The organism is Pseudomonas sp. 8(2025), assembly GCF_052665325.1.
Genome location: NZ_JBQOIE010000015.1, coordinates 1 through 15,235, shown reverse-complemented (window position 1 = coordinate 15,235; position 15,235 = coordinate 1). Strand labels below are relative to the sequence as shown.

17 protein-coding genes are annotated in these 15,235 nt (G+C 63.6%); 4 read left to right on the top strand and 13 right to left on the bottom strand.

Going from position 1 to position 15,235, the window contains the following annotated elements; translation table 11 throughout:
* The first annotated feature begins 50 nt into the window (after positions 1-50).
* Positions 51-998 (top strand): LysR family transcriptional regulator, encoded by a 948-nt coding sequence (locus ACUXVH_RS24820; protein ID WP_065363758.1) that lies wholly within the window; start codon positions 51-53, stop codon positions 996-998.
* On the opposite strand, the gene ACUXVH_RS24815 is transcribed toward ACUXVH_RS24820, so the two are convergent.
* Genes ACUXVH_RS24815 through ACUXVH_RS24805 form a run of 3 tightly spaced genes read right to left on the bottom strand, consistent with a single transcriptional unit; the run spans position 950 to position 2,719 of the window.
* Positions 950-1,456 carry an NUDIX hydrolase gene (locus ACUXVH_RS24815; protein ID WP_011060760.1) on the bottom strand — a complete coding sequence of 169 codons (507 nt, stop codon included), beginning with the start codon at positions 1,454-1,456 and terminating at the stop codon, positions 950-952. The two genes, ACUXVH_RS24820 and ACUXVH_RS24815, sit on opposite strands and share 49 nt — an antisense overlap.
* Positions 1,457-1,464: 8 nt before the next feature.
* Complete coding sequence (locus ACUXVH_RS24810; RefSeq protein WP_011060761.1) at positions 1,465-2,172, bottom strand: NUDIX hydrolase; 708 nt, start codon at positions 2,170-2,172, stop codon at positions 1,465-1,467.
* A 1-nt stretch (position 2,173) separates the two neighbouring features.
* Complete coding sequence (locus ACUXVH_RS24805; RefSeq protein ID WP_065363759.1) at positions 2,174-2,719, bottom strand: adenylyltransferase/cytidyltransferase family protein; 546 nt, start codon at positions 2,717-2,719, stop codon at positions 2,174-2,176.
* A gap of 184 nt (positions 2,720-2,903) precedes the next feature.
* On the opposite strand from ACUXVH_RS24805, the gene ACUXVH_RS24800 reads away from it, so the two are divergent.
* Genes ACUXVH_RS24800 through nadE form a run of 3 tightly spaced genes read left to right on the top strand, consistent with a single transcriptional unit; the run spans position 2,904 to position 5,633 of the window.
* The gene (locus ACUXVH_RS24800; protein WP_065363760.1) at positions 2,904-3,551 is read left to right on the top strand and encodes a nicotinamidase; all 648 of its coding nucleotides are present in this window, start codon (positions 2,904-2,906) and stop codon (positions 3,549-3,551) included.
* Between the two features lie 9 nt (positions 3,552-3,560).
* Positions 3,561-4,790: a nicotinate phosphoribosyltransferase gene (gene pncB, locus ACUXVH_RS24795; protein ID WP_011060764.1), complete on the top strand. Its 1,230-nt coding sequence runs from the start codon at positions 3,561-3,563 to the stop codon at positions 4,788-4,790.
* Positions 4,791-4,793: 3 nt separating this feature from the next.
* A complete protein-coding gene (gene nadE / locus ACUXVH_RS24790) occupies positions 4,794-5,633 on the top strand; it encodes an ammonia-dependent NAD(+) synthetase (RefSeq protein WP_065363761.1) in 840 nt (279 codons plus the stop codon).
* Positions 5,634-5,765: 132 nt separating this feature from the next.
* Here nadE and ACUXVH_RS24785 read toward each other — a convergent pair whose 3' ends face one another.
* From ACUXVH_RS24785 to ACUXVH_RS24740, 10 genes are all read right to left on the bottom strand, one after another.
* Positions 5,766-6,233: a hypothetical protein gene (locus ACUXVH_RS24785; RefSeq protein ID WP_065363762.1), complete on the bottom strand. Its 468-nt coding sequence runs from the start codon at positions 6,231-6,233 to the stop codon at positions 5,766-5,768.
* Positions 6,226-6,636, bottom strand: coding sequence for a GFA family protein (locus ACUXVH_RS24780; RefSeq protein WP_065363763.1), 411 nt, complete (start codon positions 6,634-6,636; stop codon positions 6,226-6,228). The genes ACUXVH_RS24785 and ACUXVH_RS24780 overlap by 8 nt, the downstream gene beginning before the upstream one ends.
* The gene (locus ACUXVH_RS24775; protein WP_065363764.1) at positions 6,636-7,157 is read right to left on the bottom strand and encodes a hypothetical protein; all 522 of its coding nucleotides are present in this window, start codon (positions 7,155-7,157) and stop codon (positions 6,636-6,638) included. The genes ACUXVH_RS24780 and ACUXVH_RS24775 overlap by 1 nt, the downstream gene beginning before the upstream one ends.
* A complete protein-coding gene (locus tag ACUXVH_RS24770) occupies positions 7,154-7,675 on the bottom strand; it encodes a hypothetical protein (RefSeq protein WP_065363765.1) in 522 nt (173 codons plus the stop codon). Before ACUXVH_RS24770 ends, ACUXVH_RS24775 begins: the two co-directional genes overlap by 4 nt.
* Positions 7,672-8,337 (bottom strand): hypothetical protein, encoded by a 666-nt coding sequence (locus tag ACUXVH_RS24765; RefSeq protein WP_065363766.1) that lies wholly within the window; start codon positions 8,335-8,337, stop codon positions 7,672-7,674. Before ACUXVH_RS24765 ends, ACUXVH_RS24770 begins: the two co-directional genes overlap by 4 nt.
* A gap of 154 nt (positions 8,338-8,491) precedes the next feature.
* The gene (locus tag ACUXVH_RS24760; RefSeq protein ID WP_065363767.1) at positions 8,492-9,508 is read right to left on the bottom strand and encodes a hypothetical protein; all 1,017 of its coding nucleotides are present in this window, start codon (positions 9,506-9,508) and stop codon (positions 8,492-8,494) included.
* Between the two features lie 112 nt (positions 9,509-9,620).
* Positions 9,621-10,934, bottom strand: a complete 1,314-nt coding sequence (locus ACUXVH_RS24755; protein ID WP_065363768.1) for an NAD(P)/FAD-dependent oxidoreductase — start codon at positions 10,932-10,934, stop codon at positions 9,621-9,623.
* Positions 10,935-11,071: 137 nt separating this feature from the next.
* Entirely contained in the window at positions 11,072-12,436 is a 1,365-nt protein-coding gene (locus ACUXVH_RS24750; protein WP_065363769.1) for a glutamine synthetase family protein, read from the bottom strand.
* Positions 12,437-13,078: 642 nt separating this feature from the next.
* Positions 13,079-13,738, bottom strand: a complete 660-nt coding sequence (locus ACUXVH_RS24745; protein ID WP_065363771.1) for a methyltransferase family protein — start codon at positions 13,736-13,738, stop codon at positions 13,079-13,081.
* A 171-nt stretch (positions 13,739-13,909) separates the two neighbouring features.
* The coding region (locus ACUXVH_RS24740; protein ID WP_445496155.1) for a calcium-binding protein at positions 13,910-15,235 on the bottom strand (1,326 nt) is incomplete at its 5' end.

The following is a 15,235-nucleotide window of genomic DNA, read 5'->3' as shown; positions in this document are numbered from 1 at the left end:
GGCTAGATAAACTCGCTATTTCTTTAATAATCTTGAAGTCAGGGTTGATAATGGATCTGTTCCAGGCAATGTCGGTGTACGTCAAGGTGGTGGAGGCGGGGAACATGACCGCCGCGGCCCGGGAGTGCGGCATGTCCACCACCATGGTGGGCAATCACCTGCGGGCCCTGGAGCAGCGCCTCGGGGTGCGTCTGCTCAACCGCACGACACGGCGCCAGCGGCTTACCGATTTTGGCCGTGATTACTACCAGCGCTGCCTGGCGGTGCTGGGGCTGGTGGCGGATTCCGAGCGCCTGGCGGAGCAGGCCCAGGGCGAACCCATCGGCACCTTGCGCATCACCGCACCCCTGACCTTCGGCACCGAACGCCTGGCGCCATCGCTGGACGAGTTCCGCCAGCGCTGCCCCCAGGTCAAGGTCGAGCTGACCCTGGCCAACCAGCGCTTCGACCTGACCGATGGCACCTTCGATGTGGCGGTGCGCCTGGGCAACCTGGACAACGCTTCGCTGATTGCCCGGCGCCTGCAGGACTACACCCTGACGATCTGCGCTGCGCCGGAGTATCTGGAGCGCTGCGGCACGCCCCAGGTCCCCGAGGACCTGCAGCGGCACAACTGTCTGGCATTTGCCTACCCGGCCGGTGATGAGTGGAGCGCCACCGCCACCCTGTGGCCGTTGCGCGGGCCTGAAGGCGATGTGCAGATTCCGGTGTCGGGGTCATTGCTGGCCAACACCTCGTCCGGCTTGCATCGTGCGGCGCGGGGTGGCCTGGGGCTGGTGATGATGCCCGATGCGCTGGTGGAGGAAGACCTGCAGCAGGGCCGGCTGGTGCCGGTGCTGCAGGACTATCAGTTGCCCTTTCGGACGATGCACCTGCTCTATGCCCAGGACCGCTATCGCCTGCCCAAGCTGCGCAGCTTTGTCGACTTTGCCCTGGAGAAATGGGGGCGTCAGGCCGACTCGCTGGCCAGCAGCATCATCGCTGCCGACAGCGTGTGACCATCGGTGATCTGGCCGGCGGCGATCATTGCCAGCAACTCCTGGCGGCTGGCCCACAGCACATGGTCCACTTCGCCATCGGTGGCGGCGGCCTGCTGCTCGGCGATCTGCACCTGGCACACCGCCACGGCGCTGGCGATCAGCGAAGTGTTGCTGTGCAGCAGCCCCAGCTGGCGTACCTCTGAGGCTTGCCAGCCGGTTTCCTCCAGCAGTTCCCGGGCCGCCGCGTCGCAGGCGCTTTCACCGGCATCGATGGCGCCCCGGGGAAACTCGATGGACTGGCCGCCGATGGCCCGGCGCCGCAGGTTGACCAGCATCAGTCGGCCATCGGCCAGGGTCGGCACGGCCACGACGCCGTTCACCGCCTGGGCTTCCTTGATGATGAAGTAGCCGTTTTCACGGACCACCTTGAAGTACGGGGTTTCCAGCAGGCACTGGGTGTCGGGGGTGGAACTCATGGGGGCTATCACTCCAGGAAACAACGATCGAACAAATACAGCTCGGCGGGCTTGAGCTGCTCCACGGTGGCCTGGGGCCGGCCGCCGTCGCCGCTCTTCTTGCGCCCGGTGTCGCGCAGGTAGCCGGCCTCGCTCATCTTCAGCAGGCGCTGGCGGATGCTGGTCTTGAGCACCGGACGCTGCAGCACCAGGGAGAAGATGCTCACCGCCTCGGGGGCGCTGAACTCGTTGCCGAGAAACATCAGCGGCAGGCTGCTGTACAGGGATTTGGAAAACAGCCGTTCGTGCACCTGGGCTACCAGGGCGTTGTGGTCGAAGGGCAGCTTGAAGGCACCGCTGGCCACCTCGCCGAGGGCGAAGAAGCCCTGTTGCGCGGCGGGCTCCACCGGCTCGCTGAGGATCCCCAGGTAGAAGGTCGAGGACGACCAGCAGCGCGGGTCGCGAAAGGCGTCGCCCACCGTGCCCACCTGTTCCAGCCAGGCCAGGGGCATGTCCACCTTGCTCGAACGGCGCAGGCGCTCCACCGCGTCATTCAGGCTGCGGTCTTCGACGTCGCCGTTGACCACGATGCCTGGCAGCGCCCAGTGCCCGGCGAAGGGCTCGGCATCCCGTTGATGGAGGAGGATCTGCAGCTCGCCGCGTTCGCGGTGATAGCGCAGCAGGCACAGGTCGATGGTGTGCAGGTAGGCGCTGGGGAGGGTGGTGCGGTCGTGCATATCAACTTCCGTGGACGGCGTAGAGGCCGTAGTTTAGCGGATTCATTCCCGGGGCCAGCCATTGCCTGGGCGGCGTTTCGCCACGGGCCAGGCATTGACGCAACACGCTGCTGCGCACCCCGGGCTGCTCTTCGATGCAGAGGATGGAAAAGCGCCGCAGCAGTTCCTCGCCGCGATGGAACCTGGGCAACTGGCGCGCCACGTCTTCGCCCACTACCAGGGCGATGCGTTTGCCGTCCAGGGCCAGGTCGTCGGCCAGGCGTTGCAACAGGGTGAAGCTGTAGACCGGGCCCGGGTCGGCCAGGGCCAGTTGCCGTTCCAGGCGGCTGACCGCCAGCTCGGCGTCGCACTCTGGCTGCAGGTGCGCGGTGATTGCCTGCAACCAGCTGGCGCGCTGCTCGAAGTCGGCCATGCGCTTGCCGCCCGGGTGGCGGAAGCTGGGCACTACCAGTACCCGGCGGGCATGGCGGGCGGCTTCGAGCATCACCTGGGCGTGCCCGGCGTGGGGCGGGTTGAAGGCGCCGCCATAGAGGGCCAGTTCAAACATCTGCTTTTCCTTTTTAGGTACATGACATGTACCTTAGCATCGCTTTTGTCGGCGGAGAATCTTCTTTTTCAGCTTATTTGTTCGGTTTGATTGAAGTCCGATTGAGAAAAATAAAATCCAAGGATGGCTTGCCATGAAAGTACATGACATGTACTTTGTGCTCCATGCAGAGGAGAGACCCAGCATGAACAGCCAAACGATGAAGACCGCTTCCTTCGATGTCGATGCACAAAAGAGCTTTACCCCGCTGTGCCCGGACGAGTTGCCCGTGACCGAAGGCGATCGCATCGGCGGCGAGCTGAATTTCATGGCGACCCTCGCCAGCCTGCGTATCGGCAGCAAGGACGCCCACAGCCCCCAGGCTCCCTGGGTGGTGACCGGGCACGACCAGATGCTCCAGCCCACGGGCCTTGAACATGCCGATCTGACCTGGGTCAGCCACTGCGTTCCGGGCACTGAAGGCTTCACCCTTTTGGACGAACTGCCTGCGCCCTATGACTACGACTACTTCGTGTGGAAGGGCGTGGAGCCGGACCTGCACCCCTATGGCGCCTGCTACCACGACCTGCACGGCAAGCTGTCCACCGGGGTCATCGAGTACCTCAAGGGCCAGGGCGTACAGCAAGTCATAGTCGGCGGCCTGGCGTTGGATTTCTGCGTCAAGACCACTGCCCTGCAACTGGCCGCTGCCGGTTTCAAGGTGCTCATTCACCTGCCGGCGTGCCGGGCCATCAGCGCCGAGGGCGCTACCCAGGCCATCGCCGACATGCAACAAGCGGGCATCACGGTTGCCGCGACCCGCGAAGAAACCGCCAGATTCGCCAAGGTTTGAGGAGTCACCATGGAAAGTGCATTTGACCGCAACAACGGCGTGATCCAGAGCCTGCTGGATACCGACTACTACACCTTCACCATGATGCAGGCGGTGTTGCACCAGCACCCCAATGTGGACGTGGAATACCAGTTCATCGTTCGTTCCAGAGAGTCACTGGTGCACCTGATCCCCGAGATCCGCCAGGAGCTGGAAAAGCTTGCCGGCCTGCAGATGCGCGAAGGCGAACAGCGCTTTTTGTTCAACAAGCGCTTTCGTGAATACCTGACCCCTGACTTCGAACAGTTCCTCGGCCTGTTCCGCTTCAACCTGCGCTACATCCACGTGGCGGCGGTCGACGGCCAACTGAGCATCCGCGTCCGCGGCCCGATGCTGCACTGCATCATGTTCGAGCAGCCGGTGCTGGCCATGGTCAGCGAGCTGCGCAACCGCGATAAGTACCCCGAGGTGGAGCTTGAGGATGTCACCCGCCGGCTCTACCAGAAGTTCGAATGGCTGGAGAAAAACGCCAGCCGCGACGAGCTTGCCGAGTTCCGCGTTTCGGATTTCTCTACCCGCCGGCGCCTGTCGTTCAAGGCTCAGCGCGAAGTGGTGAAGATCATGCGCAGCGATTTCCCCGGGGTCTTCGTCGGCACCAGCAATGCGCACCTGGCCTATGAGTTCGACCTGCCACTGATCGGCACCATGGCCCACCAATGGCTGATGGTGCACCAGCAACTGGGGCGGCTGCGCGAGAGCCAGAACGCGGCCCTGGAGAACTGGGTGCACGAGTACCGCGGGCGCCTGGGCATTGCCCTGACCGACTGCATCAGCACCGATTTCTTCCTCAAGGACTTCGACCTGTACTTCGCCAAGCTCTACGACGGCCTGCGCCAGGATTCCGGGGACCCGATCCTCTGGGCCGACAAGGTCCTGGCCCGCTACCGGGAACTGGGCATCGACCCGCGGACCAAGGACCTGATGTTTTCCGATGGCCTGAACTTCGAGAAATGCCTGCCGATCCTGCGCCACGTGCGTGGCCAGGCCCGCTTCGGTTTCGGCATGGGCACCAGCCTGGCCTGTGATGTGGAGGGCGTGGAGCCGCTGAGCATCGTGATGAAGCTGGTGCGGGTGCATGGCGAACCGGTGGTGAAGTTCTCCGACGACCCGATCAAGAACGTCTGCGAAGACCCGTCGTTCCTCCGGTACGCGGCCCAGGTGTTCAACGTCGATCTTGCCCACTCGCCCCTGGAGGCCTGACATATGAGCAATTCAACCCAAGCACGCATCGCCCGGGAACTGGGCATCGACCGGCAACTGGTTCGCGGTGGCGAGGCCGCCGAGATCGCCCGGCGTGTGGCCTTTATCCAGCAGGTACTGCGCGAGTCTGGCTGCAGCACCCTGGTACTGGGCATCAGTGGCGGGGTGGATTCCCTGACCGCCGGCCGCCTGTGCCAGTTGGCGGTGGAGCAGATGCGCGCCGCGGGGCAGGAGGCCCGTTTCATCGCCATGCGCCTGCCTTATCGGCAACAGGCGGATGAAAGTGATGCCCAGGCTTGCCTGGACTTCATTGGCCCGGACGCGGTGAGCACTTGCAACATTGCCGACAGCGTCGAAGGCCTGATGAACCAGGTGCGGATCGACGGCCTGCAGCCTTCGCCGGCTCTCACGGATTTCGTCAAGGGCAACGTCAAGGCCCGGGCGCGGATGCTGGCCCAGTACGCGGTGGCCAACTTCAGCAACGGCCTGGTGGTGGGCACCGACCACGGCGCCGAGGCCCTGATGGGTTTCTTCACCAAGTACGGCGACGGCGCCTGCGACCTGGCCCCGCTGTCGGGGCTGACCAAGACCCAGGTGCGGCTGCTGGCCGAGGCCCTCGGCGCGCCAGGGCATCTGGTGTACAAGGCGCCCACCGCGGACCTGGAGGAACTGGCGCCGGGCAAGCTGGATGAAACAGCTTATGGTTGCAGCTACGCAGAAATTGACGCTTACCTGATGGGCGAGCCCGTTACCGACGCGGTGCGCCAGTTGATCGAGCGTGCCTACCTGCGCACTGCCCACAAACGCGCCTTGCCCCACACCCCGGCGATAGCTGGCCTGTAGCAACGGACTTGTGTTGTCCGCCGAATCGCCTTCGCCGGCAAGCCGGCTCCTACAGGCAGCGCTGCACCCAATACCGTAGGAGCCAGCTTGCTGGCGAAGGGGCCCGGAGCAGCACCGCCACCCTTTGAGCGTTCAATCCGGCCATCTGCGCAACGCCTCACGGCAATCCTCGGTCAGCTCCGGCATATGCTCCCGTACCTGCGACCAACCCAATATCTCCAGCGTCTCGCGGGCGCCTTCTCGCAGCGGTCGCCATTGCGGGTGTTCGAAGCCGTTGTCTTCCAGGGTCAGGCCGTAAGCCTCCCGGCACAGTGCTTCACAGCCGCTTAACAGTGCTTGCAAGCGCGGCAGCAAGTGCGGCGCCAGATGCAGCGGAAACTGCTTCACAAAACCAGCGAGATAGTCCAGATAGCCAGACCACAGATTGCACTCGGCACAGCAACCGACCTCCACCCGTTGTCGCTTGGCGTCCAGGGCGAGAAATTCCAGGGCCAGGCCCAGTTCTCCCAACAGGATGATCCTTCGGTATTCGTCCTGGCCGTACCAGGTCCAGACGTTCGAGGCGAGGGGGGAGCTGCAGCGCGACGGTGCTTCACTCATGCTGTCCGCCTTTATCCTGCGTTGTCGGTGCGGGCTGCCAGCCCTCGGGCCAGCGGTCGCTGAACGAATGGCTGTGCGGCATCAGCGCCGGGTCGCGGTTGTCATCGAAGCAGCCCAGGAGCAAGGCAATGGTCGGCTGATCATCGATGGCCCCCAGGGAGCTGCCGCAAGCCCGGCAAAAGGCCCTGCTCGAAGAGTCCGACGACCTGAAGGTCGCCGGAGCGCCGGCGGGGCCGGTCCAGGTCACTCGCTCTCGGGGGAATTCGACCCACGCCAGCGTCAGCGCGCCGCTGTGGCGCTGGCACAATTGGCACGAGCAGGTGTGGGGATTGGCGGCAGGCCCCTGGGCCTCGAAGCGAATCTGCCCGCACAGGCAGCCGCCCTGGTACAGGCTGGCAGTCATCAGCGTGGGTTCTCCTGAGGAATCAAACGGTCCTTTTCCAAATCGCGCAGCAGTTCATCGAGCATCTCTCTGCGGCTTTCGATCTGCACCGGCGGTACATACCAGGCCGCCACACTATAGCCTTCACGACGGTAGTTGTAGGTCTTGAGCAGTTGGCCGTCCTTGAGCAGGCTGCCGCGCAAGTTGCTCTGGTAGGAGTAGGGCATGGGGAAGGTCAGCAGGGTGATGGCATTCAACGCGCCAAGCAGTCCCGCACTTTTGCCTCCAGGCTCGCTGATCAGGAGGCTGTAGCCGCTGCGACTGTAGCCACCATCGAGAAAGGAGAAGGCTCCGGTTTGACGCAGGGCGGTGATGGTTTCCCGTTGCTCCTGTTCGTCGAAGCGACTTTTCACCGGGCCCAGGTCCAGGGTCAGCGGTACATAGGGATGTTGACTGCGGTAGTCCAGCGGCGCCATTCGGGTGCCACAACCGGTGATGATCAGTGCGCTGCACAGCAGGGCGGTCAAACCTATGGGGTTCATTGGGCCTGACTCGCGGTTGGCAATAGTTGATCCTGACGCAGATCGCCAGCAAAGGCGCGGGCGATGCGCTGGATATTCTGCTCTTGCATTTCACCGCCTTGATCCAGCAGCCAGGTGTATTTATGCGTCAGGTTGCGATAGCTGTAGCGCTTGAGGAGCTTGCCCTCGTGCAGCAGGCTGATGTCGGTGTGGGTGTCGATGCCATTGGAGAGCGGCATCAGGAACAGAGTGGCGGCACTGAGGAAGATCAACGGCATTGGCGGCATGTCCCGCTCGGACTTGAATTGAATGCGGGCGCTGTAGTCGCCAGCTTGTCCGGCGCCGGTCTGGACATCTTCGAACACCCCGGTGGCACGCAAGGCGTTACGTAACTCAGCGGCGCGCAATGGGTCATCGACCATCACATGCAGGGGCATCAAATAGGCTTGGCCATCCGGCAGCGGACGGTCCGGCAAGGTGTCGGTTGCCGTGCAGCCCGCGAGCAGCAGAAGGGCGCAAAGGGTCAAGCAGGATTTCATGGATGATTCTCCGCAGTGGCGTTGGCTGGGCTGGTTTGCTTGTCGACGGGAAGGATGAAGGGCTTGGCCTTGTCCAGATCCAGCGGCATCCATTGCAGGTCCGGCAGCCCCGGCACCTGGCGCTGGGCAATCACGGCGTCACGGGGCATTTGATTGCTCCAGGCAAAGAAGCACTGGGTCACTTGGCGGCAGACTGAGCGAAACTCGCCGATGTAATACGCCTTGCCCGCCTCCAGGCGCAGCGGCAGTACGAACTCTTCGCGCGCTTCCTGGGATTGCAGGCGTGAGCCGAGCCCCGGGGTGTAGACCATGGACCAGAACTGGAAGTTGTAGAACTCGTAATCACCCGGTTTGAGCGGCATGACAAATACACTGCCGGCGGCGCGGGGTTCATGGATGTCCTCAGGCGTTGGTCGTGGGTCGCCCTCCCAGAGTGCCGCGGCGCCATTGATTGAGCCGCGCTTGCGAATCAGCAGGCGCAGGTTGGTGGCGGCACCGCCGCCGCCCAGGTACTGCGGGCCAATAGCGCCCACCAGATAGGTCGTGGGTTCGTTGGCTGCGGGTTGCAGAGGGGCGCTGACGATGGCGGCGGGTTGGCTGATGCAGCCAGAAACTATGCTGGTGGCCAGCAGCAAGGACGAAGCCTTGATTACGCGGAACATGGGGAACCCTGAAAGTGACTTTGGACAAGGCGCAGGCAGGGAGGCATGAGTGTCTGTACATGGCCTTCCCTGGCGCCGCTCGTGAGCGGCGCGATGGTACGAGAACCTTAGGGCTTTGTGTAGCGCGTTACCCGGAATGACCTGCCCGGCGGCGCTATTGACCGAACCCCGGCGCTGCCTCTTCGACCTTTCTTTTGTACTGCACCTTGGCCTGGTCGGGGTTGCAGGACAGCAGGGCATCGACCTGGACAAAACCCTTGGACAGCACCTGCCTTTCTCGCCACAGGTTGCCGCACGCGCCGAATACCCCGGCGCTGAGCAGCCAGCCCAGGGCGAACCCGTGGTGGCCGGCGCCTGTATCAGGGATCAGCAGGATCAGGCCCAGGGCAGCCAGGGTGAGGCCGGTCACCCAGTACAGGCTGACGCAGTACGACCAGAGTACGGTGAGAAAGCAGGCGGCAAAATTGAAGCCGATGGCCACGGCTTCCAGTTCGCCCTGGGGGTTGCGATAGAGGCGGTAGAGGCGTTTGTGTTGTTCCTCTAGGTCCTGGTTGATCCGCTTCTCACGCTCGGCGATCTGGATTTTCTCCGTAGCGCTGAGGTCGCTGTCATCGAAGATTTCCTTGAAGGTTTCTTCCAGAAGGTAATAGCCGGTGTAGGCGCTGGAATGGCCGGTGAGGTACAGGGCGTCGACGCGATAGCGGCGGTTGAGCTTCAACTGGGTGTCGCCACTGAAGAAGCTGCAGGCCGAGGTCTGGATGTGCAACCAATGCTTGCCAAAGCTGTATTCGATATAGGGCTTGCCGCCGTTCCGAACCCAGCGGCGGTCGAAGTAGCCTTCCAGTTGCTCCACTTTCACGCCCGTGATGTCAGTCCTGGCTTGCGCCTGGGCGTTGAGCCATTTGGCGATGCACCAGCCACCGACCATCAGGCAGAGGAAGGTGCACAGGATGACCTTGGCGAACAGCGGGCCATCCAGCAGGCAGATGAGGATGAGGCAGGGGAGCAGCAGGATGCCCGAGAGGACGCAGGTGGTTTCAACATCAGCTTTCCAGGCGCGGGTCAGGTCTTGATTGATGCGGTCGATTCTTTCCTGGTCGAGGACTCGGATAACGGCGGTCTCGCTGGGCCCAAGCCTCAGGCTTGGGCGGGTCTTTACAAGACGAAGCACAGGGACCGCCCGCGGGTTCGGGGCGGTCCATGCCTTCGAGGGGCGGGCAGCCTACTGAACAGGGGGCGGTTCAGCAAGCCGGTTCAGCGGCCCGCGGATGCTTGCCCGGCCCTCAGCGCAGTTTCTCCAGCATCTGGTAGTACCACATGCCCGCCGCCAGCATCGGGTTGCCCAACTGGTCGCCGAAGGGAACGCGGATGTGCTGGCAGGCGGCGAAGGTGTCGTAGTGGCCGAGGTGGCCAGTCAGGGCCTGGGCCATGATCTCGCCCATGATGTGGGTGGTGGCCACGCCGTGCCCGGAGTAGCCCTGGCAGTACCAGACGTTGTCCGAGAGCTTGCCCAGTTGCGGGATGCGGTTGATCACGATGCCCATGGCGCAGCTCCACTGGAAATCGATGCCTACGCCCTTGAGCGCGGGGAAGGTGCGTTCGATGCACGGGCGCAGTTCGCCGGCGATGTCCCGCGAGTCCTTGCCGCTGTAGTTGGCGCCGCCGCCGAACAGCAGGCGGCCGTCGGCGGTCATGCGGTAGTAATCGAGCACGAAGCGGCAGTCGTAGACCGCCAGGTCCTCGGGGTTGAGGCGCCTGGCCAGGTCGCCCAGGGGCTCGGTGGTGACGATGCCGCCCATGGCGGGGAAGATCTTGCCCTTGAGTTTCTTCGGTTCCAGCTTGTGGTACACATCGCCCGCCAGCAGCACTTGCCGGGCGTCGATGCGGCCCTGGGCAGTGACCACCGCCGGGCGCTCACCGTGGATGATCTCCAGCACTTCGCTGTGTTCGAAAATCAGCGCCCCCAGGCTTTCGGCAGCCCGGGCTTCGCCGATGCACAGGTTCAACGGATGCAGGTGCAGGTTACGGGTGTTCTTGATGGCGCCGTGGTAGAGCTCGCTTTCCAGCAACCCGCGGACCTGGGCCCGGTCCAGCAGGCTGACTTCGTCGCCCATGCCGCGGCGCACCGCTTCTTCGTAGTCGGCGCGCAGGCCCGGCAGGTGGCTGGGTTTGTAGGCCGCGTGCAGGTGGCCGTGCTTGAGGTCGCAGGCAATGGCGTATTTTTCCACTCGCTGCTGGATGATCTGGTGCCCGCGCCAGCGCAGGTGCCAGATGAAATCGTCCACTTCCTCGCCCAGGTGGCGGCGCATCTGCTTGCGCATGGCTTCATCGCCGGAGAGGCTGCCGGTGACCTGGCCGCCATTGCGCCCGGTGGCGCCCCAGCCGATCTTGTGGCTTTCGACGATGGCGACTTTCAGGCCGCGCTCGGCCAGTTCCACCGCGCTGGCGACGCCGGTGAAGCCGCCGCCGATGATCACCACATCCACTTGATGAGTGCCTTGCAGGGTCGGGTAGTGGGTTTCCTGGTTCAGGGTGGCGCTGTAGTAGCTGGGGCAGCGCTCGGCTGCCGGGGTCCGCGGATCGAAGGCGGCTGTCATGGATAGAACCTCGTAAAAAAGTGAGCCGGGCCGCTGCGGGCAGGCAGCGGCCAGGGCTTTGAAATCGGTCGATGGGCCGGCGGGTTCGGCACGCAATGGATGCGCCCGAGCCCTGCGCGGCAGATCGGCAACGGACCTCAGGCCTGGGTCAGGTACCAGCGCCAGTCCTGCTCGCCGACTTCGGCCATGAACTGGCGGTACTCGGCACGCTTGACCGCCAGGTACACACCGAGGAACTCGGAGCCCAGGGCATCCCGTGCCCAGGCCGATTGCTCCAGGGCCTCCAGCGAGGTCAGCCAGTCGGTGGGCAGCAGTTCGGTGGCCTGGGCGTAGCCATTGCCCTGTACCGGCTCGCCGGGGTCGAGGTTTTCCCGCAGGCCGCGATGGATGCCGGCGAGAATCGCCGCCGCTGCCAGGTAGGGGTTGGCGTCGGCACCGCAGATGCGGTGCTCGATGTGCCGGCTATTGGCCGGGCCGCCGGGCACCCGCAGGCTCACGGTGCGGTTGTCGACGCCCCAGGTGGGGGCCAGGGGCGCGTAGCTGTTGCTCTGGAAACGCCGGTAGGAGTTGGCGTTGGGGCAGAACAACAGCAGCGACTCCAGCAGGGACGCGAGCATGCCACCCACCGCCTGGCGCAACAGCGGGGTGCCGGCCGGGTCTTGGCTGGCGAATAGGTTGCGGCCCGCGGCGTCGGCGATGCTCACGTGCATGTGCATGCCGGTGCCGGCCAGGTGATCGAAAGGCTTGGCCATGAAGGTGGCCTGCATCCCGTGCTTGTGGGCCACGGCCTTGACCAGGCGCTTGTAGCGCACGGCCTGGTCCATGGCTTCCAGGGCGTCGCCGTGTTCCAGGGTGATCTCCACTTGCCCGGGGGCGTATTCGGAGATCGCCGTGCGCGCCGGAATGCCTTGCAGCTTGCAGGCGGCGTAGAGGTCGGCGAGGAACGGTTCGATCTGCTCCAGCTCGCGCAGGCCGTAGACCTGGGTGCTGCGCGGGCGACCGCCATCGGCGTCCAGCGCCGGTTGCGGCCGGCCATTGCCGTCGCGCTTGGCGTCCAGCAGGTAGAACTCCAGCTCGCAGGCCATCACCGGGTGGTAACCCTCGGCCTTGAGCCCGTCGATCACCTTGATCAGCAGGTGGCGCGGGTCGGCGATGCTGGCGGGCAGGCCCTCCTGGGGGTGCATGCTGACCTGCACCGCGGCGGTAGGGATCTGCCGCCAGGGCAGGCGTACCAGGCTGCCGGCCAGGGGGTAGGCACGGCAGTCGATATCGCCCACATCCCAGACCAGGCCAGAGTTCTCCACGTCATCGCCGTTGAGGGTCAGGCCAAGGATGGTGCTGGGCAGGGGCCGGCCGCTTTCGTACACCGCCAGCAGTTCTTCGCGGTGCAACAGCTTGCCCCGGGGCACGCCGTTGGCGTCGAGAATGAACAGCTCGATCATGTCGATATCGGGGTTGGCGGCGAGGAAACTCCGTGCTTCGTCTAGGGCTGCAAAATTCATGTTTGTGCTCGCTTGGCGCCCGTGGGGCGCGCAGGTTTTCAGGTCCTGCAACGACGCCGCGCACGGGCCGGTTGCAAGGGCAGAAATCAGGTCTGGGAGGGACCACGCAGGAGCGCGATCAGGCCAGCGGCGAGTGATCCGGAGGGCGTGAGGAATGGCGCAGGCGGGAACGGCACAGGGCCATGGGCAGGTTGACCAGAAGCTTCATGGGCAGGGCCTGTCCAGGAAGAGAAAACCGATGACGCCAGCGCGCACCTCATGCACCTCACGAGGGCGTTGGGCAGGGTGCAGCGGGGAGTGGCAGGGCAGTGCGATACGAGCGTCGACAAGCGTACCACCGCCAAGGCGCGGGGCCGTGGAGCGGGTGCAGGCCAATCCGTGGAACGGGCTCTGGGGATGCATCTGCCGGGTGATCTCGCTGTCGAGTTCGGGGTGATTATTCTTGGTTTACACCGGGCGCTGGAGGGTGCGAACTGCTGTGGCGAGCCTCCAGGGCGGATCAATACTGCAAGAAAGCGCAGGCCAATGTAAGGGGGGTAAAGGGCGCAAGCCCCTTGGCGAGAGGCATGCCTTCATGATGAAAGCCGCGTGCTAGAGCGGCGCGTCCCGGCTGCCAGGCGTGTCTGATTTTTTTACAGAGCCTTAGTAGAGGCCCGGCAGCAGGCGCCAGCTGCGGGCGCAATAGGCCTCGTATTCCTTGCCGAAATGCTTGAGCAACAAGGCCTCCTCGGCATGAATCCGCGCGATCAGCGGGACCAGGGTCAGTGCTGCCAGCAACAACCCCAGCCCCGAGCGAAACGCCAGGGCCCAACCCAGGGCATTCACCAGCAGGCCCAGGTAGCTGGGGTTGCGCAGGTGGCGGTAGAGGCCATCCACCACCAGGCGGTGGTTGGGTTGGATCGCCACCAGCCCGCTGAAGCGCCGGCCGAGGATGAACACCGGCCACAGCCGCAGCCCGCCGCCGAGGATGAACAGCAAGGCCCCGAGCCAGCGCAAGCCTTCGCCGCCGAAGGTGCAGAAATCGATGCGGTCGCTGTAGGCCGGGACGAAGCCGCTCAACAGGCCGATCACCCCGAACACCGGCAGCACCCAGCGGTTGCCCTGGTCTTCCTGCTCGCCGCTGCTCAGGTTGACTTCGCTGTACAGCGCGGCGACCACCATCAGCAGGGTGGCGATGGCGATCAGGGTCAACTGTGGATGGCCGAAGAAGGCGGAGAAACCGCCCATGCCCCAGATCGCCAGGCCCAGGTAGGCGAGGGCACCGAGGATGCTGGAAACGGCCAGTTGGGGAGATATATTCATGGGGGCCCACCCTGATATCAAAAGTATCTACAGAGTGTAGGAGTCACTTGCGGGCCGGTTGATATAACTACCCTGAGTCGGACTTTCCATCAGGCATGAAAAAGGGATGAGTCCATTACTGAACTCATCCCTTTTAGCCGACTAGCTCAACGGGTTGACGAGGTCAGATGCTCAACCGAACAAGGCAAATGCATCACTGTTGGCCGGAAGATTGATGAACTGTCCATTAGATGTCTGGATTTGCTCGATGGTGTCGTAGCCGGCGAACCAGCCCTTCAGACACACACCTTCCTGTGGAGTCTGGCCAGTAGCAAAGCTCGACTGGTGCAGGTAGAGGTCATCGCCGATGCGGTCCATCAGCAAGTTGGTGCTGTTAATATTTGACAGCACCAACTTGTCGCCGCGGCTGACACCGTCGTCCTGAATGGTGACCAATGCCCGCGTGTCGATCATGTAGGTATCGTCACCCTCGCCGCCATTGGCCCAACCACTGGCCCGCAAGATCAGCTTGTCATCACCAGCCCCGCCAAGTAGCGAAAAGCCCAGCCCGGTGCCCGTCAGCAGGTCATTACCTTCACCACCATCGGCCATGCCATGTACAACGGTGATGACATCGCCCCCGGCCTCACCGTAGGCCCGACTGCCCTGATCGTTGTTTGCAGTGACAATAGTGTCGTTCCCATTACCGCCATACAGCGTATCGGCCTGCGGCCCGCTGGTCAGGCCATCGAGGCTGAAAGGCCCTATCTGCGAAATCAGTCCGCCGTACAGATAATCGTTGCCGTCACCACCGTAAAGGACGTCATCGCCCAGCCCGCCTTCCAGATAATTAACGCTTGCATCACCTGTCAGGCTGTCGTTGAAGTGACTGCCCACTACACGTTCGATGTTGCGCAGCACATCACCCTCGGCATCGCCACCCTGGTTCACGTTGGTCTGCAGATTGATCGTGACGCCTGTCGTACTGGTGACATACCAGACACTGTCCTGGCCCTCACGACCATCAATCAGATCCGCACCCTTACCGCCAATCAAAATGTCACTTAAGCGCGAGCCCGAAAGCGTGTCGTTGAAGTTGCTGCCCTGGAAGATTTCGATGTTGGTGTAGGTGTCACCCTGCGCGTCTCCGGTGTTGACTCCGCTAGACAGATCGATAGTCACGGCACTGTCCGACAGCTCGTAGCTGACCAGGTCTTGTCCGGCAGCACCATCCAGCCCCATGGCGGAAGTTCCACCATAGAAGATGTCATTCAGGTTGGAGCCCCTGATTGCTTCGATGTCGGTGTAGGTGTCACCTGCCGCGATGCCGGAATGCACGCCAGTCCTGAGGTTGAGGGTCATGCTCACTTTGCTATCGAGGTACCCCACCGTGTCGTAACCTGCGCCGCCGAAGAATTGGTCGGCTCCCGCGCCACCGTACAGCGTGTCGTTACCTGAGCCACCGGTGATGATGTTGTCGATGTCGTTGCCGTAACCGATGAAGTTCTGGCTGCCGGT

Coding starts and splice junctions, on each gene's coding strand:
- ACUXVH_RS24820 (WP_065363758.1), top strand. CDS start 51: ATGGATCTGTTCCAGGCAATGTCGGTGTACGTCAAGGTGGTGGAGGCG.
- ACUXVH_RS24815 (WP_011060760.1), bottom strand. CDS start 1,456: ATGAGTTCCACCCCCGACACCCAGTGCCTGCTGGAAACCCCGTACTTC.
- ACUXVH_RS24810 (WP_011060761.1), bottom strand. CDS start 2,172: ATGCACGACCGCACCACCCTCCCCAGCGCCTACCTGCACACCATCGAC.
- ACUXVH_RS24805 (WP_065363759.1), bottom strand. CDS start 2,719: ATGTTTGAACTGGCCCTCTATGGCGGCGCCTTCAACCCGCCCCACGCC.
- ACUXVH_RS24800 (WP_065363760.1), top strand. CDS start 2,904: ATGAACAGCCAAACGATGAAGACCGCTTCCTTCGATGTCGATGCACAA.
- pncB (WP_011060764.1), top strand. CDS start 3,561: ATGGAAAGTGCATTTGACCGCAACAACGGCGTGATCCAGAGCCTGCTG.
- nadE (WP_065363761.1), top strand. CDS start 4,794: ATGAGCAATTCAACCCAAGCACGCATCGCCCGGGAACTGGGCATCGAC.
- ACUXVH_RS24785 (WP_065363762.1), bottom strand. CDS start 6,233: ATGAGTGAAGCACCGTCGCGCTGCAGCTCCCCCCTCGCCTCGAACGTC.
- ACUXVH_RS24780 (WP_065363763.1), bottom strand. CDS start 6,636: ATGACTGCCAGCCTGTACCAGGGCGGCTGCCTGTGCGGGCAGATTCGC.
- ACUXVH_RS24775 (WP_065363764.1), bottom strand. CDS start 7,157: ATGAACCCCATAGGTTTGACCGCCCTGCTGTGCAGCGCACTGATCATC.
- ACUXVH_RS24770 (WP_065363765.1), bottom strand. CDS start 7,675: ATGAAATCCTGCTTGACCCTTTGCGCCCTTCTGCTGCTCGCGGGCTGC.
- ACUXVH_RS24765 (WP_065363766.1), bottom strand. CDS start 8,337: ATGTTCCGCGTAATCAAGGCTTCGTCCTTGCTGCTGGCCACCAGCATA.
- ACUXVH_RS24755 (WP_065363768.1), bottom strand. CDS start 10,934: ATGACAGCCGCCTTCGATCCGCGGACCCCGGCAGCCGAGCGCTGCCCC.
- ACUXVH_RS24750 (WP_065363769.1), bottom strand. CDS start 12,436: ATGAATTTTGCAGCCCTAGACGAAGCACGGAGTTTCCTCGCCGCCAAC.
- ACUXVH_RS24745 (WP_065363771.1), bottom strand. CDS start 13,738: ATGAATATATCTCCCCAACTGGCCGTTTCCAGCATCCTCGGTGCCCTC.